The 18,816-nt window shown below is 60.2% G+C and carries 17 protein-coding genes; 9 read left to right on the top strand and 8 right to left on the bottom strand.

All coding sequences use genetic code 11. The features are described 5' to 3' along the window. Positions 1-2: 2 nt before the first annotated feature. Positions 3-386 (bottom strand): fluoride efflux transporter CrcB, encoded by a 384-nt coding sequence (crcB, locus tag C5P05_RS27240; protein WP_114973203.1) that lies wholly within the window; start codon positions 384-386, stop codon positions 3-5. A gap of 22 nt (positions 387-408) precedes the next feature. On the opposite strand from crcB, the gene C5P05_RS27235 reads away from it, so the two are divergent. From C5P05_RS27235 to C5P05_RS27195, 9 genes are all read left to right on the top strand, one after another. Beyond that, entirely contained in the window at positions 409-1,323 is a 915-nt protein-coding gene (locus C5P05_RS27235; protein ID WP_114973006.1) for a LysR family transcriptional regulator, read from the top strand. A 112-nt stretch (positions 1,324-1,435) separates the two neighbouring features. Beyond that, on the top strand, positions 1,436-2,260 hold the full coding sequence (locus C5P05_RS27230; RefSeq protein WP_114973005.1) for a putative hydro-lyase: 825 nt from the start codon (positions 1,436-1,438) through the stop codon (positions 2,258-2,260). A gap of 23 nt (positions 2,261-2,283) precedes the next feature. Further along, positions 2,284-3,255 (top strand): TRAP transporter substrate-binding protein, encoded by a 972-nt coding sequence (locus C5P05_RS27225; RefSeq protein WP_114973004.1) that lies wholly within the window; start codon positions 2,284-2,286, stop codon positions 3,253-3,255. 71 nt (positions 3,256-3,326) lie between these two features. Continuing rightward, positions 3,327-3,839: a TRAP transporter small permease gene (locus tag C5P05_RS27220; RefSeq protein ID WP_114973003.1), complete on the top strand. Its 513-nt coding sequence runs from the start codon at positions 3,327-3,329 to the stop codon at positions 3,837-3,839. Positions 3,840-3,868: 29 nt separating this feature from the next. Then, a complete protein-coding gene (locus tag C5P05_RS27215) occupies positions 3,869-5,164 on the top strand; it encodes a TRAP transporter large permease (RefSeq protein WP_114973002.1) in 1,296 nt (431 codons plus the stop codon). Positions 5,165-5,218: 54 nt separating this feature from the next. Beyond that, positions 5,219-6,178 (top strand): TRAP transporter substrate-binding protein, encoded by a 960-nt coding sequence (locus tag C5P05_RS27210; RefSeq protein ID WP_114973001.1) that lies wholly within the window; start codon positions 5,219-5,221, stop codon positions 6,176-6,178. 38 nt (positions 6,179-6,216) lie between these two features. Further along, a complete protein-coding gene (locus C5P05_RS27205) occupies positions 6,217-9,879 on the top strand; it encodes a hydantoinase B/oxoprolinase family protein (protein WP_114973000.1) in 3,663 nt (1,220 codons plus the stop codon). Positions 9,880-9,902: 23 nt separating this feature from the next. After that, positions 9,903-11,537 (top strand): methyl-accepting chemotaxis protein, encoded by a 1,635-nt coding sequence (locus C5P05_RS35060; RefSeq protein ID WP_114972999.1) that lies wholly within the window; start codon positions 9,903-9,905, stop codon positions 11,535-11,537. A gap of 168 nt (positions 11,538-11,705) precedes the next feature. Further along, on the top strand, positions 11,706-12,569 hold the full coding sequence (locus C5P05_RS27195) for a GGDEF domain-containing protein (RefSeq protein ID WP_157979468.1): 864 nt from the start codon (positions 11,706-11,708) through the stop codon (positions 12,567-12,569). A gap of 68 nt (positions 12,570-12,637) precedes the next feature. Here the strand turns inward: C5P05_RS27195 and C5P05_RS27190 are convergent, their stop codons facing one another. The 7 genes from C5P05_RS27190 to rpsA all read right to left on the bottom strand — a co-directional run bounded on the left by C5P05_RS27190 (position 12,638) and on the right by rpsA (position 18,783). Then, positions 12,638-13,063, bottom strand: a complete 426-nt coding sequence (locus C5P05_RS27190) for a ComEA family DNA-binding protein (RefSeq protein WP_114972997.1) — start codon at positions 13,061-13,063, stop codon at positions 12,638-12,640. 144 nt (positions 13,064-13,207) lie between these two features. After that, positions 13,208-14,227 carry an ADP-glyceromanno-heptose 6-epimerase gene (gene rfaD, locus C5P05_RS27185; protein WP_114972996.1) on the bottom strand — a complete coding sequence of 340 codons (1,020 nt, stop codon included), beginning with the start codon at positions 14,225-14,227 and terminating at the stop codon, positions 13,208-13,210. Then, positions 14,224-15,174, bottom strand: a complete 951-nt coding sequence (gene rfaE1 / locus C5P05_RS27180; protein ID WP_114972995.1) for a D-glycero-beta-D-manno-heptose-7-phosphate kinase — start codon at positions 15,172-15,174, stop codon at positions 14,224-14,226. The genes rfaD and rfaE1 overlap by 4 nt, the downstream gene beginning before the upstream one ends. Continuing rightward, positions 15,171-16,328 (bottom strand): lipopolysaccharide assembly protein LapB, encoded by a 1,158-nt coding sequence (gene lapB / locus C5P05_RS27175; RefSeq protein WP_114972994.1) that lies wholly within the window; start codon positions 16,326-16,328, stop codon positions 15,171-15,173. The genes rfaE1 and lapB overlap by 4 nt, the downstream gene beginning before the upstream one ends. Continuing rightward, positions 16,318-16,605, bottom strand: a complete 288-nt coding sequence (locus tag C5P05_RS27170; protein WP_420130786.1) for a LapA family protein — start codon at positions 16,603-16,605, stop codon at positions 16,318-16,320. The genes lapB and C5P05_RS27170 overlap by 11 nt, the downstream gene beginning before the upstream one ends. A gap of 78 nt (positions 16,606-16,683) precedes the next feature. Continuing rightward, positions 16,684-16,995: an integration host factor subunit beta gene (locus C5P05_RS27165; RefSeq protein WP_114972992.1), complete on the bottom strand. Its 312-nt coding sequence runs from the start codon at positions 16,993-16,995 to the stop codon at positions 16,684-16,686. A gap of 75 nt (positions 16,996-17,070) precedes the next feature. Next, a complete protein-coding gene (gene rpsA, locus C5P05_RS27160; RefSeq protein WP_269813971.1) occupies positions 17,071-18,783 on the bottom strand; it encodes a 30S ribosomal protein S1 in 1,713 nt (570 codons plus the stop codon). Positions 18,784-18,816: the final 33 nt, after the last annotated feature.

Raw genomic sequence — 18,816 nt, 5'->3', positions numbered from 1 at the left:
CGTCAAGCGCGAGACGCTACAAAAAATGTAACAGTTTGAATCCCGGCCACGGTCAGCAGCAGCGAACCGAACAGGTGCACGGCAGTCGTGCCGAAAGCCAGGGCGTAGCGCTGTTGCCCCAGCATGCCGACCACCTCGGCCGAGAAGCTGGAGAAGGTGGTGAGCGCGCCCAGAAAGCCGGTGACCAGGGCCAGGCGCCAAACCGGGTCGAGGTTAGGCAGGGCCTGAAAGAAGGCGACGCAGACGCCGACCAGGTAGCCGCCAATGAGGTTGGCGGCGAGGGTGCCGAAGGGGATGGCTGCACCCGGGTTGAGCCACAGCCCCAAGCGCCAGCGGGCCAGTGCGCCAATGCTGGCGCCGATGCAGATTGCGAGGACAGAGATCATGGTGGCAACATCATAATTCGTCATGAATCTACGTTTTGTTGAAGCCTTCTATTGGGTCGCCTCGCTCAAGAGCATCTCGCGGGCCGCCGACAAACTGTTTCTGACCCAGTCCGCCATGTCGAGTCGTATTTCCACGCTGGAGGACGAGCTGGGGGTGTTGCTGCTGGACCGGCGCGACAAGCAGTTCAAGCTCACCACCGCCGGCGCGCGGTTTCTGGTGTACGCCCAGAAGTTGCTGGAACTGCAGCGCGAAGTCAAGGCGGAAATGGGGTCCGGTGCGCCGCTGGCCGTGTCGATGCGCATTGGGGCAATCGAGTCGGTACTCCATTCCTGGCTGATTCCCTGGCTGGAGAAGCTGCGCAAGGATCAACCGGGGCTGGCGCTGGAGCTGACCGTGGAGACCACGCCGCTTCTGATAGAGCAGGTTCAGCGCGGCACGCTGGACCTGGTCTTTGCCGTTTTGCCTGCATCAGCCGATGGGGTCCGAAACCATGCCTTGCCGCCGATGGAAATGGCCTTTGTCGGTCATCCGGCACTGCACAAAAAAAGAAAATACCGGCTTGATGAACTGGCTGAAATGGAGTTGTTGACCTTTCAAAAAGGCTCGCAGCCCCACGTCACCCTGCTGGATTTGTTCCGCCAACACCAGATGGAACCCAAAAGGGTGCACGCGATTTCGTCTATTTCTGCGATGGTGCAACTGGTGCAGGGTGGCTTTGGCGTGGCCTCGTTGCCCCGTGTTGCCGTGCAGCGCCTGACGGGGTTTGCCAGTCTGAAACTGCTGAGCTGTGATGCCCGGCTGCAGGCCTTGCCGATCCACGCGAGTTACCGCACGGACCCCAGCTCCCAAGCCGTTGAAGCCTTGGTCAAGTCCGCCATCGCCTTCGTGCAAGGGACTTCAAATGCACCAAAACGGGCGTCCAAGGGTATACCCTGAACATCGAAAAAATCGATGCTGCAAGCAAAAAATTTTGAATTTGCGCAACATCATTTGAGCTTCCACAATCCGCCCATCGTCATCAACATGACATGTGAATTGGGGTATTCAAGTGAACATTCTTTCGGAATCCATCCTGTCGGTTTTTGGCCCTGAGGGAGCGAAGCAGGCGCCGCATGTGCGCAAGCTGATTCGCCAGGGTGTCTGGCAGTCGCACACCAGCGGTCTGGCCAGCGATCATGTGCAGGGCAATGTGGTCATTCTTCCGCAAGCCCAGGCCAATGACTTTCTGCTTTACTGTCAGCGCAACCCCAAGCCCTGTCCGCTGCTCGCCGTGTCGGAGCCGGGCGAGGCCATGTTGCCGAGTCTGGGTGCGGACATCGACATCTGCTCCGACCTGCCGCGCTACCGCGTGTGGCGCCAGGGTGAAGTGGTTGCTGAACCGACCGACATCTCGTCCTTGTGGCGTGCTGACCTGGTGACCTTTGTGCTGGGCTGCTCGTTCTCGTTCGAGCAGGCCTTGCTGGAAGCCGGCCTGTCCTTGCGGCATATCGCCCAGGGCAAGAATGTGGCCATGTACCGCACCAATATTCAAACCCAAGCCGCTGGCGTCTTCCACGGCCCGATGGTGGTGTCGATGCGCCCCATGAAGGCGGCCGCCGCTATTCGCGCCATCCAGGTGACCTCGCGTTTCCCCAATGTGCATGGCGCGCCGGTGCATCTGGGTGATCCTGCCCTGATCGGCATCACCGATCTGGACGCGCCCGACTATGGCGACGCGGTCGAGGTGATGGCTGATGAAATTCCGGTGTTCTGGGCCTGCGGCGTCACGCCCCAAGCCGCACTGGTCCAGGCCCGCCCCGCGTTCTGCATCACCCATGCTCCGGGGGCGATGCTGATCACTGACTTGTTCAATCAACAACTTGCCTCTTTTTAACCGCGACTCACTTAGGAACTGAAATGAAAAAACTTGTCCTCGTCCTGGCCTGCGCTTCCACCCTGACGGCACCGCTGGCCTTTGCGCAAGCGAAATGGGATTTGCCCACGGGCTATGCCACCAACACCTTTCAGACGGAAAACGTGCAGCAGTTTGCCGATGACGTGGGCAAGGCCACGGCCGGCAAGCTCAAGATCACCGTGCATGCTGGCGCCTCCCTGTACAAAATGCCGGAGATCAAGCGTGCCGTGCAAACTGGCCAGGCGCAAATAGGCGAGTTCATTCTCTCCAGCGCGTCCAACGAGAACGCCCTGTTCGGCGTCGATTCGATTCCCTTTCTGGCGACCAGCTACGGCGCGGCCAAGAAGCTCTATATCGCTTCAAAGCCCGCGACCGAAAAACTGCTGGCGGAGCAAGGCCTGAAGCTCTTGTTCTCGGTGCCCTGGCCAGGACAGTCGCTGTATTCGACCAAGCCCATGAAGACGATGGACGATTTCAAAGGCACCAAGATGCGCGCCTACAACCCGGCCACCACCCGGATCGCGCAACTGGTCAAAGCCCAGCCGGTCACGATTCAACTGGCCGAGTTGGGTCAGGCGCTGGCGACCGGCGCGGTCGATAATTTCCTGACCTCCAGCGCCAGCGGGATCGACAGCAAACTGTACGAGCAGACCAAGCATTTCTACATCGTCAGCGCCTGGTTGCCGCGCAATGCCACGGTGGTCAACAAGAAGGCTTTTGACGCGCTGGACAAAGCCACCCAGGACGCTATCGTGGGCGCCGCCAACGCCGCTGAAGAGCGCGGTTGGGCCGCAAGCCGCACCAAAGACGCGGCCTACATCAAGGACCTGGGCAAGAACGGCATGGTCACCGGCCTGCCCACGGATGAGATTCGCGACGGCCTGAACAAGATTGGCGCGACCATGACCGAAGAGTGGCTCAAGACGGCTGGCCCTGAAGGCAAAGCCATCATTGACGCTTATCACAAGCTGTAGATAGCCGGACCGGGCGCGCCACGCACCCGGTGTTTTTAGTATCAATTTGTCTTGTCCTCCAGGAGCATGCCATGAACAAACTTGTCAAAAATTTCTATAAATTCCTGCTGCTCCTCGCCTGCATCTCGATGGTGATGACGTTTGGCGTGATCCTGTTGGGGGTTGCGGCCCGGGAGTTCCTGTGGGACATTCCCGGTCTGGACGCCTATGCCGGCTATGCGATTGCTGCGACCCTGTTCCTGGCATTGCCGGAGACGCTCCGGCACGGCGATCACATCCGGGTCACCATGGTGTTGCAGAAACTGCCGGCGCGCGCCAAGCTTGTTTTTGAGTACTGGTGTCTTGGCGCCGCAGTGGCTTTGAGCGCTTATTTTGCATGGTTCGCTGCCCGCATGGCCTGGATTTCCTATACCTTTCATGACGTGTCGGCAGCGGCTGATGCGACCCCGCTCTGGCTACCGCAAACCATGATGGTGCTGGGCAGCATCGGTTTCGCGGTGGCTTTTGCCGACGCCCTGATCAGCCGCATCCAAGGCCGGACCTTCTTTGAAGAATCCGATGGCGAATCCGCCCGCGCTGAATAAACCCCGACTCATCTAACTGGAAAAATGTCATGGACATCTTAATTGCGGGCGCATTGATCCTGATGCTCTTTATCGTCCTGGGCTCCGGCTTGTGGATCGGCCTGTCGCTGCTGGGCGTGGCGGTGATCGCCATGGAAATGTTCACCCAGCGGCCCGTGGGCGACGCCATGTTGCTCACCATCTGGGGCACGACCTCGAGCTGGACGCTGACCGCGCTGCCGCTGTTTTTGTGGATGGGTGAAATCCTGTTTCGCAGCAAGCTCTCCGAGGGCCTGTTCAAAGGCCTGGCGCCCTGGCTGGACCGCTTGCCCGGCCGCCTGCTGCATGTCAATGTGATTGGCAGCACCATCTTCGCGGCGGTCTCGGGCTCGTCGGCGGCGACCTGCGCCACCATTGGCAAGATCTCGTTGCCGGAGCTGAAAAAACGCGGTTACCCGGACGACATCTCCATCGGCACCCTGGCCGGTGCCAGCACGCTGGGGCTGCTGATTCCGCCGTCCATCATCATGATTGTGTACGGCGTGGCCGCCAATGTGTCGATTGCCAAACTCTTTATTGCCGGGGTGATACCGGGGCTGGTGTTGGCCGCCTTGTTCAGCGGTTACATCATTGTCTGGGCCTTGTTCAACAAGGACAAAGTGCCCCCGGCCGATGTGTCCATGAGCTTCGGGCAAAAGGTGTATGCCTCGCGCCATCTGATCCCGGTGGTGTCCTTGATTGCTCTGGTTTTAGGCTCGATCTACTCCGGTGTCGCCACCGCCACGGAGGCGGCGGCGCTAGGGGTAGGTGGCTCGCTGATTCTGTCCGGGTTGGAGCGCACCCTGACCTGGGCCACCTTCAAGAGCGGGGTGATGGCGGCCTGCCGGGTGTATTGCATGATCGGTTTGATTCTGGCCGGGGCTGCGTTCCTGACGCTGGCCATGGGCTTTATCGGCCTGCCGCGTCACCTGGCTGAATTCATTGGCGCGCTGCATCTGTCGCCGTTCATGTTGATCGTGATGCTGGTGGGCTTCTTCATCGTGCTGGGCTGTTTTCTGGACGGCATCTCGATGGTGGTGCTGACCATGTCGATCCTGTTGCCCACGGTGGAGAAAGCCGGGTTTGATTTGATCTGGTTCGGCATCTTCATTGTGCTGGTGGTCGAGATGGCGCAGATTACGCCGCCGGTGGGCTTCAACCTCTTCGTGCTGCAAGGCCTGACCAAAAAGCAGTTGACCTACCTGGCCCGGGTGGCGCTGCCTTTCTTTCTGGTGATGGTGTTCATGGTTTTGCTGACCTACTTTGTGCCGGACATCGTGCTGTGGATGCCGCGCAACATGACGTGATTGTCTAGCCTTTCAGGCACAACCCGACTCCCTTCAAGCTCTTCGGAGATTCTCATGAAACTGTTCCTGATTGCTGCGCTCTGCGCGGCCACGGTGGCGCACGCTCAAACCACCTGGAAATTGGCCACCGGCTATCGGGCGGAATCGTTTCACGGCGAAAACATCGCCCAATTTGGGCGTGAAGTGGAGGCGGCCACCCAAGGCCAGCTCAAGATTGAGTTGGCGCCCAACGGCAGCCTGTTCAAGCTCAACGACATTCGTCAGGCGGTGCAGGATGGCAAAGTGCAGGCCGGCGAGACCATCATGACCAGCCTGGTCACGGACATGCCGATCGCGGGCGCCGATTCCATTCCGTTTGTCGTCGGTTCCTACCCAGCCGCCCAACGCCTGTGGCAGTTGCAGCGTCCTGGCATGGCGCGGGAGTTTGCCCGGCGCGGGCTCAAGATTTTGTATGCCGTGCCCTGGCCACCGCAAGGCCTGTATGCGACCCGGCCGATCAAGACGGCGGCTGACTTCAGACATATGAAAATGCGCACCTACAACCAGACCACGGTTCGCATTGCCGAGATATTGGGCGCCGATCCCGTGGATATCGCCATGGGCGATGTCGGACGGGCACTCGGCGAAGGTCGGCTGGACACCATGATCACGTCGGCCGTGACCGGTGTGGAGAACAAGGTTTGGGGCCCTATCAAGTATTACTACGAGATCAATGCCTGGTTCCCCAAGAACATCGTGTTCGTCAACGCAAAAAGCTTCGACTTGCTCGCGCCCGACGCGCGCGCGGCGGTATTGAAAGCCGCCAGCGAAGCAGAAGGCCGGGGCTGGCTGACCAGTGAAACCGTGGCCCGGAGTTCGACCCAGGAGTTGCAGCGCAACGGCATCAAGGTTGAGCGCCTGTCGCCAGAGCTGGAGCTGGAAATCAAACGCATGGGCGAGCGCTTTTCGCGTGAATGGGTTCGCTCGGTCGGCCACGAGGCCAATGCCATTTTTGTCCCTTATTACTTCAACTAAACCGGATCGTCGTTCGCAAGAATCGACGCAACATCATCATGCAAGACCTCAACAACACACTGGACAGCAAACTCTGGCAATTCTGGATTGACCGCGGTGGCACGTTCACCGACGTGGTGGGTAAACGCCCCGACGGCACGTTGGTCACGCACAAGCTGCTGAGCGAAAACCCCGAGCAATACAAGGACGCCGCCGTGGCCGGCATTCGTCATCTGCTGGGGCTCAAAGCCGGCGAGCCGGTCACGCCCGAGCGCGTGGCCTGCGTCAAGATGGGCACCACGGTCGCCACCAATGCGCTGCTGGAGCGCAAGGGCGAACCGACCCTGCTGGTGACCACGCGCGGTTTCCGCGATGCGCTGCGCATTGCCTACCAGAACCGTCCGCGCATTTTTGACCGCAACATCCAGCTGCCCGAGCTCTTGTACAGCGCTGTCGTCGAGGCCCAGGAGCGCGTCGGCGCGCATGGCGACGTGATTCAGCCGCTTGACGAATTGCTATTAAAAGAAGAGCTATCTGCGCAATATGCACGGGGTCTGCGCTCTGTTTCCATCGTATTCATGCACGGTTACCGTTACACCGAGCATGAACTGGCGGCCAAACGCATCGCGACCGAGGTGGGCTTTACTCAGATCAGCACCTCGCATGAAACCAGCCCGATGATGAAGTTCGTCAGCCGCGGCGACACCACGGTGGTGGATGCCTATCTGTCGCCGATTCTGCGGCGTTATGTGGAGCAGGTGGCCGGCGACATGCCGGGCGTGAAGCTGTTTTTCATGCAATCCAGCGGTGGCTTGACCGACGCGCATGTGTTCCAGGGCAAGGACGCGATTCTGAGCGGCCCGGCCGGCGGCATTGTGGGCATGGCCCGCACCGCGGCGATTGCCGGCATCGAGAAGGTCATCGGCTTTGACATGGGCGGCACCTCGACCGACGTGTCGCATTACGCCGGTGAGTTCGAGCGCGAGTTCGAAACCCAGGTGGCCGGCGTGCGCATGCGGGCACCGATGATGAGCATTCACACGGTGGCGGCCGGCGGCGGTTCGCTGCTGGCGTTTGACGGGTCGCGCTTTCGGGTCGGGCCACAGAGCGCCGGCGCCAACCCCGGCCCGGCCAGCTACCGCCGTGGCGGCCCGCTGGCGGTGACCGACGCGAATGTGATGCTGGGCAAAATCCAGCCGCGCTATTTCCCCAAGGTGTTCGGTCCGCATGCCAATGAGGCGCTGAGCCTGGAAGTGGTGCAGGAGAAATTCGAGGCACTCGCCGGCCAGACCCAGCTGGCGTCCGAGGACGTGGCCGAGGGCTTCATCAACATCGCGGTGCAGCAAATGGCCAACGCGATCAAGAAGATTTCCGTGGCGCGGGGTTATGACGTCACGCGCTACACCCTGCAGTGTTTTGGCGGCGCCGGCGGCCAGCATGCCTGTCTGGTGGCTGATGCGCTGGGCATGACGCGTATCTTTGTGCACCCGCTGGCGGGCGTGCTCAGCGCTTATGGCATGGGGCTGGCCGACCAGACCGTGATTCGCGAGCAGGCGGTGGAGGTCAAACTCAGGGCCGAAGCCCTGTCCGGCATCGCCGCCCAACTTGATGCGCTGGCCACGGTGGCCGAGGAAGAGTTGACGCGCCAGCAGGTCAGCCAGGGCCACATCACCACGCACCGGCGCGTGCATGTGCGCTACGAGGGCAGCGACTCGGCGCTGGTGGTGGTGTATCCGCAGATGGGCGACGCCACGCCGGCGCTGGTCGTGGCGCATATCGAAGCCGGTTTTGAAGCCGCCTATCGCCAGCGTTTCTCCTTTTTGATGGAGGGCAAGGGCCTGATCGTCGAGGCCGTGTCGGTGGAGGCGGTGATTGCCGGCGACGCCCCGGCCGAACCGCGCCACACCCTGCATGCGCCGCGTGATCTGCGGGCCAGCGGTGCCGTGCGCGAGACAGTGCGCATGTATTCGGGCGGCCAGTGGGTGGAGGCGGCGCTGGTGGTGCGCGAGGACCTGCGCCCGGGGGACATCATCCCCGGCCCGGCCATCATCGCCGAGAAGAACGCCACCACCGTGGTGGAGCCCGGTTGGGAAGCTACTTTGACAGAGTTTGACCACCTGGCCCTGATTCGACGGGCGCAGCGTGCTATCAAATTTGCAGTTGGTACGACCGTGGACCCGGTGCTGCTGGAGGTGTTCAACAACCTGTTCATGAACATCGCCGAGCAGATGGGCCTGCAACTGCAGAACACCGCCTACTCGGTCAACATCAAGGAGCGGCTGGACTTCAGCTGTGCGCTGTTCGACGCTAGCGGCAACCTGATTGCCAACGCGCCGCACATGCCGGTGCATCTGGGCTCCATGGGTGAAAGCATCAAGACCGTGGTGCGCGAGAACGCCACCAGCATGCAGCCCGGTGATGTGTACGTGCTGAACGACCCCTACCATGGCGGCACGCATTTGCCCGACATCACGGTCATCACGCCGGTCTACCTGAATGACCAACCCACGTTTTACGTGGGTTCCCGCGGCCACCATGCCGATGTCGGCGGCATCACGCCGGGTTCCATGCCCCCGTTCTCCACGCGCATTGAAGAGGAGGGCGTGCAGATCAACAACTTCAAGCTGGTGGACCGCGGCGTGCTGCGCGAGGCCGAGATGGTGGCGCTGCTGCAGAGTGGCGAATACCCGAGCCGCAACCCGCAGCAGAACATGGCCGATCTCCGGGCGCAGATCGCCGCCAACGAAAAAGGCGTGCAGGAGCTGGGCAAGATGGTGGATCACTTCGGCCTGGAGGTGGTGCAGGCTTATATGCGCCATGTGCAGGACAACGCCGAAGAATCGGTACGCCGGGTCATCACGCGTCTGAAAGATGGCGCCTTCACCTTGCCGCTGGACAACGGGGCGCAGATCCAGGTGGCGATTCGTGTCAATGCGGCCGAGCGCAGCGCGGTGATCGACTTCAGCGGCACCTCGCCACAGCAGACCAACAACTTCAACGCACCGACGGCGGTGTGCATGGCCGCGGTCTTGTATGTGTTCCGAACCCTGGTGGACGACGACATTCCGCTCAACGCGGGCTGCCTCAAGCCGCTTCAGGTCATCATTCCGCTGGGCTCCATGCTGAATCCGAATCCGCCGGCTTCGGTGGTGGCGGGCAATGTGGAAACCTCGACTTGCATCACCAACGCCTTGTACGGCGCGCTGGGGGTGATGGCCGGCAGCCAGTGCACCATGAACAACTTCACCTTTGGCAACGCCCACTACCAGTACTACGAGACGATCTCGGGCGGCTCGGGTGCCGGTGGCATGACGAGCGCCGACGGGGCTCTCGTCGGGGGCTTCAACGGCACCGACGTGGTGCAAACCCATATGACCAATTCCCGCCTGACCGACCCGGAAGTGTTCGAGTTCCGTTTTCCGGTGCGGTTGGAAAGTTATGAGATCCGCCCGGGCTCGGGCGGGTCCGGGCACTGGCACGGCGGCAACGGCGGCGTGCGGCGCGTCCGGTTCCTGGAAGCCATGACCGCCAGCATTCTGTCCAACGGTCGCCTGCATGGTGCCTTTGGCATGGCGGGCGGCCAGCCGGGGCAAGTCGGCGTGAATCGGGTGTTGCGGACGGATGGACGGGTGGAAGCGCTGGGCCACATCGGCCAGGCCGAGATGCAAGCCGGCGATGTGTTTGAGATTTGCACGCCGGGTGGTGGCGGCTTCGGCGCCTAAGCGCATAAAGATTGGCATCCGCTATGTCCAGGCACTTATTCCGGTCGATGTCCCTGGCGCGCCGACTGGCGCTGGGCTTTGTCAGCATCCTGGTGCTGCTGCTGGCGGTCGCAATCACCAGCTCGTACGCGTTACGGTTGCTCGGGGCGCAAGTGCAGCGCATCGTTCAGGTGAACAACCTGAAAACGGCGCTGGCCAATGAATTGATGGGCAGTCTCAACGACCTGGCGGTTCACACACGTTCGGCCGCCTTGTTTGCCGACCTGGACCGCAAGCAGCTGGAAGTTGAAGCCCAGGGTACGCGGGCTGCAGAGACGTCGTATGTCAAGACACAGCGCGATCTCACCGCTTTGCTGGCTGGCGACAAGGCCAGCGATCAGGAGCGCCAACTGATGGCCGACATTTCCCGCGCCGGCGAGAAGGTGCTGCCGGAGTTCAGGGATTCCCTGAAGCAGGCCGTGGACGGTGACACGGTGGCGGCGGTGCTGACCCTGATGAACCGGGTGCGGCCGGCGGAAATCGTGTTGCGCGGCCATGTGGTGGAATTGATAGAACTGCAGCGCCATCAAAGTGAGTCCGCCAGCGTCGAGGTGGCGGCCTTGCAGCACAACATGTTTGTCGTCGTGGGCGCTCTGGTGCTGATGGCTCTCGTCATGGGCGGCCTGATCGCCTGGCGCATCACGGTCAGTGTGACGGCCCCGATCAGCCGCGCCGTGGTGGTGGCGGAGCGAATCGCCACGGGTGATTTGTCGTCACAGGTCGAGGTCCGGATTTTTGACGAAACCGGGCGACTGTTGCAGGGCATCGCGGCCATGCAGGACAAGTTAAAGACTCTGGTGGGCGGGATTCGCCATGCGGCCGATTCGATTCAGGTGGCGAGCAGCGAGGTGGCCGCAGGCAATCAGGATTTGAGCCAGCGTACCGAGGACGCCGCATCGAACCTGCAGCAGACGGCGTCGTCCATGGACCATCTCACCGGCATCGTGATGAACAGTGCCGATTCCGCCCGGCTGGCCAGTCAGCTCGCCGCATCGGCGGCCAGCGCGGCGGCGCGCGGGGGCACGGTGGTTGCGGAAGTCGTCAGCACCATGGGCGAGATCAACACCAGTTCGGCCCGGATCGCCGACATCATCACCGTGATCGACGGCATCGCCTTCCAGACCAACATCCTGGCACTCAATGCGGCCGTGGAAGCCGCGCGCGCAGGTGAGCAGGGACGGGGTTTTGCGGTGGTGGCGGCCGAAGTGCGCACTCTGGCCGGGCGTTCGGCGCAGGCGGCCAAGGAGATCAAGATTTTGATCGCGGCGAGCGTTGATCGGGTGGCCCGTGGCACGCGACTGGTGGCCGATGCCGGTGACACCATGAATGACATCGTGAACTCGGTTCAGCGGGTGACGGACACACTGGGCGAGATCACCGTCGCCGCGTCGGCGCAATGCGAGGGCATCTCCCGGATCAACACCGCCATTGCCTCACTTGACCAGATGACACAGCAGAACTCCGCCCTGGTGGAGCAGAGTGCCGCCGCCGCAGAGAGCTTGCGAGACCAGGCGGCACAACTCGCGGCGACGGTCAGCACCTTCAAGCTTGATCGCGAAGCTGAGCGGCCTGCATCGCTTGCTGGCGTGACACAGATGGCATTGTTGTCCATCGATTGATCCCTTGGCACGCGCCAAGCCAATGACGTGATGCATATCCCCCATTTGGGGGATGGACGCTGGCAGGATCGCTCGGCAAAATGTGACCCTCAACGCATCTGTGCAACCCGCTCGACTCGGGTAGGCAGGATGTCACATTGTTGTTCTTGCCAAATTCTGGAAAAGATCATGTCTGGCCTTGGTAATCACGCAGGGTATATCCATCGACCTCAGCGGCTCTGGCTGGGGCGCAGTGTTGCGCTGGTGTTGGGCCTGGGTGGGTTGGCGTGGATCGGTCATGAACTGACCGACGCCGCCATGTCGGCATCGCTGGTGCTTGGTGTGTTGATGATGGTCGCTATCGTCCTCATGTTGAGTCGCCGATTGCAGCTGGTACGTGCTCAACGAGACCGGGCATTGGCCCGGGCGAGCGCGATGCGCCGGCAGGTATCCGAACTGTTGCTTAGCCAGGATCTTCGCGTGGAGCAGTGTGTGGCACAACGGGTGCAAGCTTTGCAGCGCGAGATTTCGGACCTTCGCGCCAGTGAGATGACGCTGAGAATTCAGGCCCATCACGATAATCTGACCGGCCTGGCCAACCGAATACTCCTGGCAGATCGTTTCCATTCTGCGGTGGAACGGGCCAAACGCGGCGGCAAATCTTTTGCGCTGTTGATGATTGACTTGAATGATTTCAAAACCATTAACGATGACTATGGCCATGCTGCCGGGGACGCGGTTCTGATCACCATGGCACGGCGCCTCGTGGGCGCGGTTCGGGCGTCCGATACGGTTGCCCGGTTGGGCGGGGACGAGTTTGTCCTGCTTGTTGAATCCTTTGACGATCCGCAGGAGCTTGTTCAAATTGGTATGAAACTGATTGAGACACTATCCGATCCGATCACACTGGACCCCGGTGTGTTTGTGCGTGTCAGTGCCAGCTTAGGTCTGGGTCTGTACCCGGATCACGGTGCTGATATGGGTAATTTGCTGTGTGTTGCCGACCGCGCCATGTACGAGTGCAAGTCAACTGGGCAGATGAGTCTGCAGTAGTACGGCTTGAGCGGGCGCTGATCAATAAAAAACCCGCCGAAGCGGGTTTTTTATTGATCAACTCTGAATTACTTCTTGGCAGCACTGGCTGCACTGGCGGCGGGTGTGGTCGCTCCAGCTTTTTTCTGCTTTTCATCCGCCTTGGATACCTTGTTGGCGTCTGTCTTGGTTTTCGCTTCAGCCTTGAGGTCTTTCTTTTCTTCCTTGGCAGCGGGTGCCGCCGCAGCGCCCTTGAACGCGGACCCGTTCACGGTCAGGCCTTCTGTGGAAAACTTGGCCGCATTGCCTTCGCCCACACCCTTGACGCGCTCGATGAAGTCATTCCAATCCTTGAAGTTCCCTTTCTTGCGCTCGTCCAGAATCTTGGTGGACATGGCTGGCCCGATGCCCTTGATGCTGTCCAGTTCGGCTGCGCCGGCCTTGTTGACGTCCACGGCGGCAAAGCAGGCTGCGGCATACAACATGGCCACGATGGCCAGAATTTTCTTCAACATGAATCAACTCCTGAAGGTGAATGAGAAACACACAAAAATGTGGGCCCCGTATTTGTAACAAGGCCAGCAACACAACGAGCACAAGACAGGATGCGTTGACGCGCCGTCAGAAAATCCTGTTGCAGGTAGGACAAATAGTTGAACTCAGGCCTGACTGGCCATCCATTGAACGTATTTCGACACGCCGCTCTGCACGTCAGCGAAGCTGTGGTCGCAGCCCGTGGCCCGCAAGGCAGTCAGGTCGGCCTGGGTGTAACACTGGTACTTGCCACGCAGGGCGTCAGGGAAGGGAACGTATTCAATCAGACCCGCTGCAGCAATCGCTTCAAGTGGCAATGCGGCCTCGCCCTGGATGGCCCGCATCGCGTTCACCACGGAGCTGGCGACGTCGTTGAAGGGCTGGGCCCGGCCGGTGCCCAGATTGAAGATGCCAGACACACCGGGGTGGTCAAAGAACCAGAGATTGACCGCCACCACATCGTCAATAAAAACGAAATCACGCATCTGCGCCCCCGGGGCGTAGCCACCGTAGTCACCGAACAGCTTGACCTTGCCCTCAAGCTGAAACTGCTTGAACTGGTGGAAGGCGACGCTGGCCATGCGGCCTTTGTGCTGCTCATGTGGACCATACACATTGAAGTAACGAAAACCCACCACCTGCCCGGTTTTGCCGACGATGGAGCGTTGGAAATCGACACCGCACTCGCGCCGCATGCGCTGGTCAAACAATAGTTTGGAGTAGCCGTACACATTGAGAGGCCGCTCAAAGGCGGGCTCTTCCCTGAAGGTGTTGGAACCGCCGTAAGTGGCGGCGCTGGACGCATACAAGAGCCGCGCGCCGCGTTTTTGACACGCCTGGAACAAACTGACGGAGGTCACGTAGTTGTTGTCCATCATGTACTTGCCGTTGCTTTCCATGGTGTCGCTGCAGGCACCTTCATGAAACACAGCCTCGATCTGGCCGAAGGCACCGTGGGCGAACATGTCATAAAACACGCCGGCATCCACATAGTCTGCAATCTGCAGATCGGCGAGATTGCGAAACTTGTCGCCCTGCGTCAGGTCATCGACGGCAATGATGTCGTCGAAGCCGCGCGCATTCAGGCCCTTAATCAGGTTGCTGCCAATAAAGCCGGCAGCACCCGTAACAACGATTCGGGTCATGCGAACAACTCCTCATAAGAAACCGTGGCCGTACCAAACTTGCCCACCACCAGCCCGCCGGCCCGATTCGCCAACGGCAGGGCCTCCCGCATACTCAAACCGGCAGCCACCATCGCTGCCATGGTGGCAATGACCGTATCGCCAGCGCCGGTCACGTCAAACACTTCAAGGGCCTGGGCACTCACACTGAGCTGCCCCTGCGCGTCGAACAGTGTCATGCCTTCTTCGCTGCGGGTCAACAGCACGGCGTCCAGGCCGAGTTGTTCGCGCAGGTTTTGACATTTGGTCTGGAGGTCAGCTTCGTCCAGCCAGGGACCGATGACCTGCTGCAACTCGGCGCGATTCGGTGTAATGACGCTGGCATTTTTGTAGCGGGAAAAGTCGGTGCCTTTGGGGTCGATCAGGATCGGTTTGCCGGCCGCCCGGGCACGCGCAATCATGTTGCTCACGTGGGCCAGGCCGCCCTTGCCGTAATCCGAAAAGAGGACGGCATCGTGTTCGGGCAGCAGCGTGGCGAAGGTTGTTGTCTGCGAGGCCAGCACTTCCGTCTTGGGCGTGTTTTCGAAATCCAGGCGCAGCAGTTGCTGCTGGCGGCCAATGACCCGCAGTTTGACGGTGGTCTTCAGTTCGGCATCGCGGCCAAAATGCGTGCGGATGCCGGTGCCGGCAACCAGGGCTTCGAGCTTGTGGCTGGCTTCATCATCGCCCACGACGGTAAGCAGCGAGGATTGGGCACCTAGCGTAACCACGTTGTAGGCTACGTTGGCCGCCCCGCCATTGCGTTCTTCTTCGCGCGTGATGCGCACAATGGGCACCGGTGCTTCGGGTGAGATACGGTCGACGGCGCCGAACCAGTAGCGGTCCAGCATCACGTCGCCAACCACGAGCACGCGCGCCTTCGATAATTTTTCTCTTGAAACGGTCATGAAATTAGATGTGTCTGTCATAGCTCTTCAACCCGTCGGGTCGGGTAACTGTCCCACGCCTGGCAGCCCGGACAATGCCAGAAATGTTGTTTGGCCTCGAAGCCGCAGGCAGCACAGCGGTAGCGTGTCAGCGGTTTGACGGCATGGTCCAAGGCCCGTTGTACCTGCGGATGAAACTGCTCGTGTTCGAGCTTTTCGCCCGCAATCCATTTGGCTGCGGCGACCAGCGATGGCTCTCGTTCCAGATGTCGCACGTACCAGTCGCGTGCGCTGGGCGAGGGGCCCTGCACGGTGGCCTCCAGCGCCACGATGGCATCCAGAACATCCAGTGAGGGGGCCAGGTCGTAATTTGTTTTGAGCAATTCAAGTGCTTCGAATGAATGCCCGGATGCAAGCGCATATTCGGCGAAAGGTCCGGCGATCAGGGGCGTGGCAGCGGGTGAGGATTCAAGAGACTTCTGAAGTGCTGCATAAGCTTCTCCCGGCTTGCCTTGGCTATTCAGTAGCTTGGCGAGATCTATGCGGGGTCGCGGCGCATCTGGCGCCGTTTCGATTGATTCCTGAAGCAGGGAGAGGGCTTGCTCGGGTTCCTGATTGGCAATACAAGAAGCAGCCTGCTCACACAAGTAATGCGCCAGACGGCCGCTGAAACTGCCCTGATTCGCGTGGGCCAGTTTTTGCGCAATTTGGGCTGCCTGGGTCCAGTCCCGGCTGCGCTCATAGTTGGCGAGCAAGGCCAAGCGCGCCTGGGCCTCAAACGGCGTTCCTTCCAGCTTGAGCAAGGCCGCTTCAGCGCGGTCGAGCAGACCTGCCTTGAGGTAGTCCAGTGCCAGTGCATGCTGCGCGCGCTGACGGTCGGCCAGGCTCAAATCGCCGCGCGACAGCAGGTGCTCGTGGACGCGCACGGCGCGTTCGTATTCGCCCCGTCGACGAAACAGATTGCCCAGCGCGAAATGCAGCTCCGACGTGTCCGGGTCGTTCTGTACGGCTTCGATAAAAGCATCAATCGCCTGGTCCTGCTGCTCATTGAGCAAGAAGTTCAAGCCCTTGAAATAGGCTTTGGGCGCTTGATGGTTTTCAATGCGCAACTGGCGAAGATCAAGCCGGGAGGCGACCCAGCCCAGCACAAATGCAAAAGGCAGGCCAAGAAGTATCCAACTCAGGTCAAAGTCCATGCGGGATGGGCGGTGGCGTGGCCTGCGTTTTGTGGACGTCTGCCGTGGTCGATGTCGTCAGGGCGCTGGCGCGGCGATGCTTCCACCAACGAGGTACCATGCCCAGCACGCCAACGGCCACCCCGGTCGCAAAAGCGGTCAGGACGACCAGGACCTGGGGCGCACGCCACTGCGTACCAAAGAAAAAATGCACAGTGGTGTCCTGCTGGTTGTTCAGCGCGAAGGCAAACAGGGTAAAAAAAATGGCTGCTTTAAGTATCCACTTAAGCAGCCACATGAGGTGTTTCATCGATCTCCCCAGTGACGTAACGATTCTAACGTCCTGGCGTCATGTCCCCGCGCTCAATGCCTTGCGTCAGACCTGGGTCTTGGCTTCCAGTTCGGCCGTGCGCAGGTCGACTGCTTCACGCAGGGCTTTGCCGGGTTTGAAGTGAGGCACGCGTTTTTCCGGGATGGCCACGCTTTCGCCGCTGCGTGGATTACGTCCCATGCGGGGCGGTCTGTGGTTGACGGAAAAACTGCCGAACCCCCGAATTTCAATGCGATGTCCGCGTACCAATGCGTCGTTCATGGCGTCAAGAATGGCCTTGACGGCGAATTCGGCATCGCGGTGGGTGAGCTGGCTGAACCGGGCGGCCAGTTCTTCGACAAGGTCGGAGCGAGTCATGAGATAAATAAATCCGGACAAAAAAACGACCGGCGCTTTACGCAGCCGGTCGTTCTTTTAATGGCGAATCAACAATTAATTGTTGTTATCGAGTTTGGCACGCAACAATGCGCCCAGGCTGGTGGTGCCAGCATTTTCACGAGCCGATTGCTGGCTCAAGGTGGACATGGCTTCGTTCTGATCAGCTGCATCCTTGGCCTTGATGGACAACTGGATGTTGCGAGTCTTGCGATCCACGTTGACAACCACAGCAGTGACTTCGTCGCCTTCCTTGAGCACGTTGCGTGCATCTTCCACGCGGTCGCGGGAGATTTCGCTGGCGCGCAGGTAGCCGATGATGTCGTCGCCCAGATCGATTTCAGCGCCCTTGGCGTCCACGGTCTTGACCTTGCCGGTCACAACCTGGCCCTTGTCATTGATCGTGGCAAAGGTGGTGAATGGATCGGAATCCAGCTGCTTGATGCCCAGGGAGATGCGTTCGCGGTCCACGTCCACGGCCAACACCAGGGCTTCGACTTCCTGGCCCTTTTTGTATTCGCGCACAGCGGTTTCGCCGGGCTCGTTCCAGGACAGGTCGGAGAGGTGAACCAGACCGTCGATGCCGGCAGCCAGACCCACAAACACGCCGAAGTCGGTGATCGACTTGATCGGGCCCTTCACGCGGTCGCCGCGCTTGGTGTTCTGCGCAAATTCTTGCCAAGGGTTGGCCTTGCATTGCTTCATGCCCAGGGAGATGCGGCGTTTGTCTTCGTCGATTTCCAGAACCATGACTTCGACTTCGTCGCCCAAAGCAACGATCTTCGAAGGAGCCACATTCTTGTTGGTCCAGTCCATTTCGGACACGTGGACCAGGCCTTCGATTCCGGGTTCGAGTTCCACAAATGCGCCGTAGTCGGCAATGTTCGTGATCTTGCCGAACATGCGCGTACCTTGGGGGTAGCGGCGGTTGACGCCCATCCAGGGATCGTCGCCCATTTGTTTCAGACCCAGTGACACGCGGTTTTTCTCGGTGTCGAATTTCAGGATCTTGGCGGTTATTTCTTGACCAGCGGTCACCACTTCAGAGGGGTGACGGACGCGGCGCCATGCCATGTCGGTGATGTGCAACAGGCCGTCGATACCGCCCAGGTCCACGAATGCGCCGTATTCGGTGATGTTCTTGACAACACCTTGAACCACGGAGCCTTCTTTCAGGGTTTGCATCAGCTTGGCGCGTTCTTCGCCCATGCTGGCTTCGACCACGGCGCGGCGTGACAGCACGACGTTGTTGCGCTTGCGATCGAGCTTGATGACCTTGAATTCCAGGGTCTTGTTTTCGTACGGGGACAGGTCTTTGGTAGGACGTGTGTCCACCAACGAGCCTGGCAGGAAGGCGCGGATGCCATTGACCAGCACGGTCAGGCCGCCCTTGACTTTGCCACTGGTGGTGCCGGTGACGAACTCGCCGGTTTCCAGGGCTTTTTCCAGGCTCATCCACGAAGCGAGACGCTTGGCGGTGTCGCGCGACAGAATGGTGTCGCCATAGCCGTTTTCGATGGAACCAATGGCCACCGACACAAAGTCGCCAACCTGAACTTCGATTTCGCCCTTGTCACTCTTGAATTCTTCGAGCGGCACGTAGGCTTCAGACTTGAGGCCAGCGTTGACAACCACAAAGCTGTGCTCGATACGTACCACTTCAGCAGTGATAACTTCGCCTGGACGCATTTCTGTGCGTGTCAAGGACTCTTCAAATAGGGCGGCAAAAGATTCTGACATTTTTTGATGCGGCATTAACCGCAGGGTAATTTGCGGTTTTATCCGCGGGTTAGTTTGTTGAAC

This window comes from Rhodoferax ferrireducens, assembly GCF_003347515.1.
Classification (GTDB): domain Bacteria; phylum Pseudomonadota; class Gammaproteobacteria; order Burkholderiales; family Burkholderiaceae_C; genus Rhodoferax.
The sequence above is the reverse complement of the archived record's forward strand: the minus strand, read 5'-3'. Positions and strand labels throughout refer to the sequence as shown.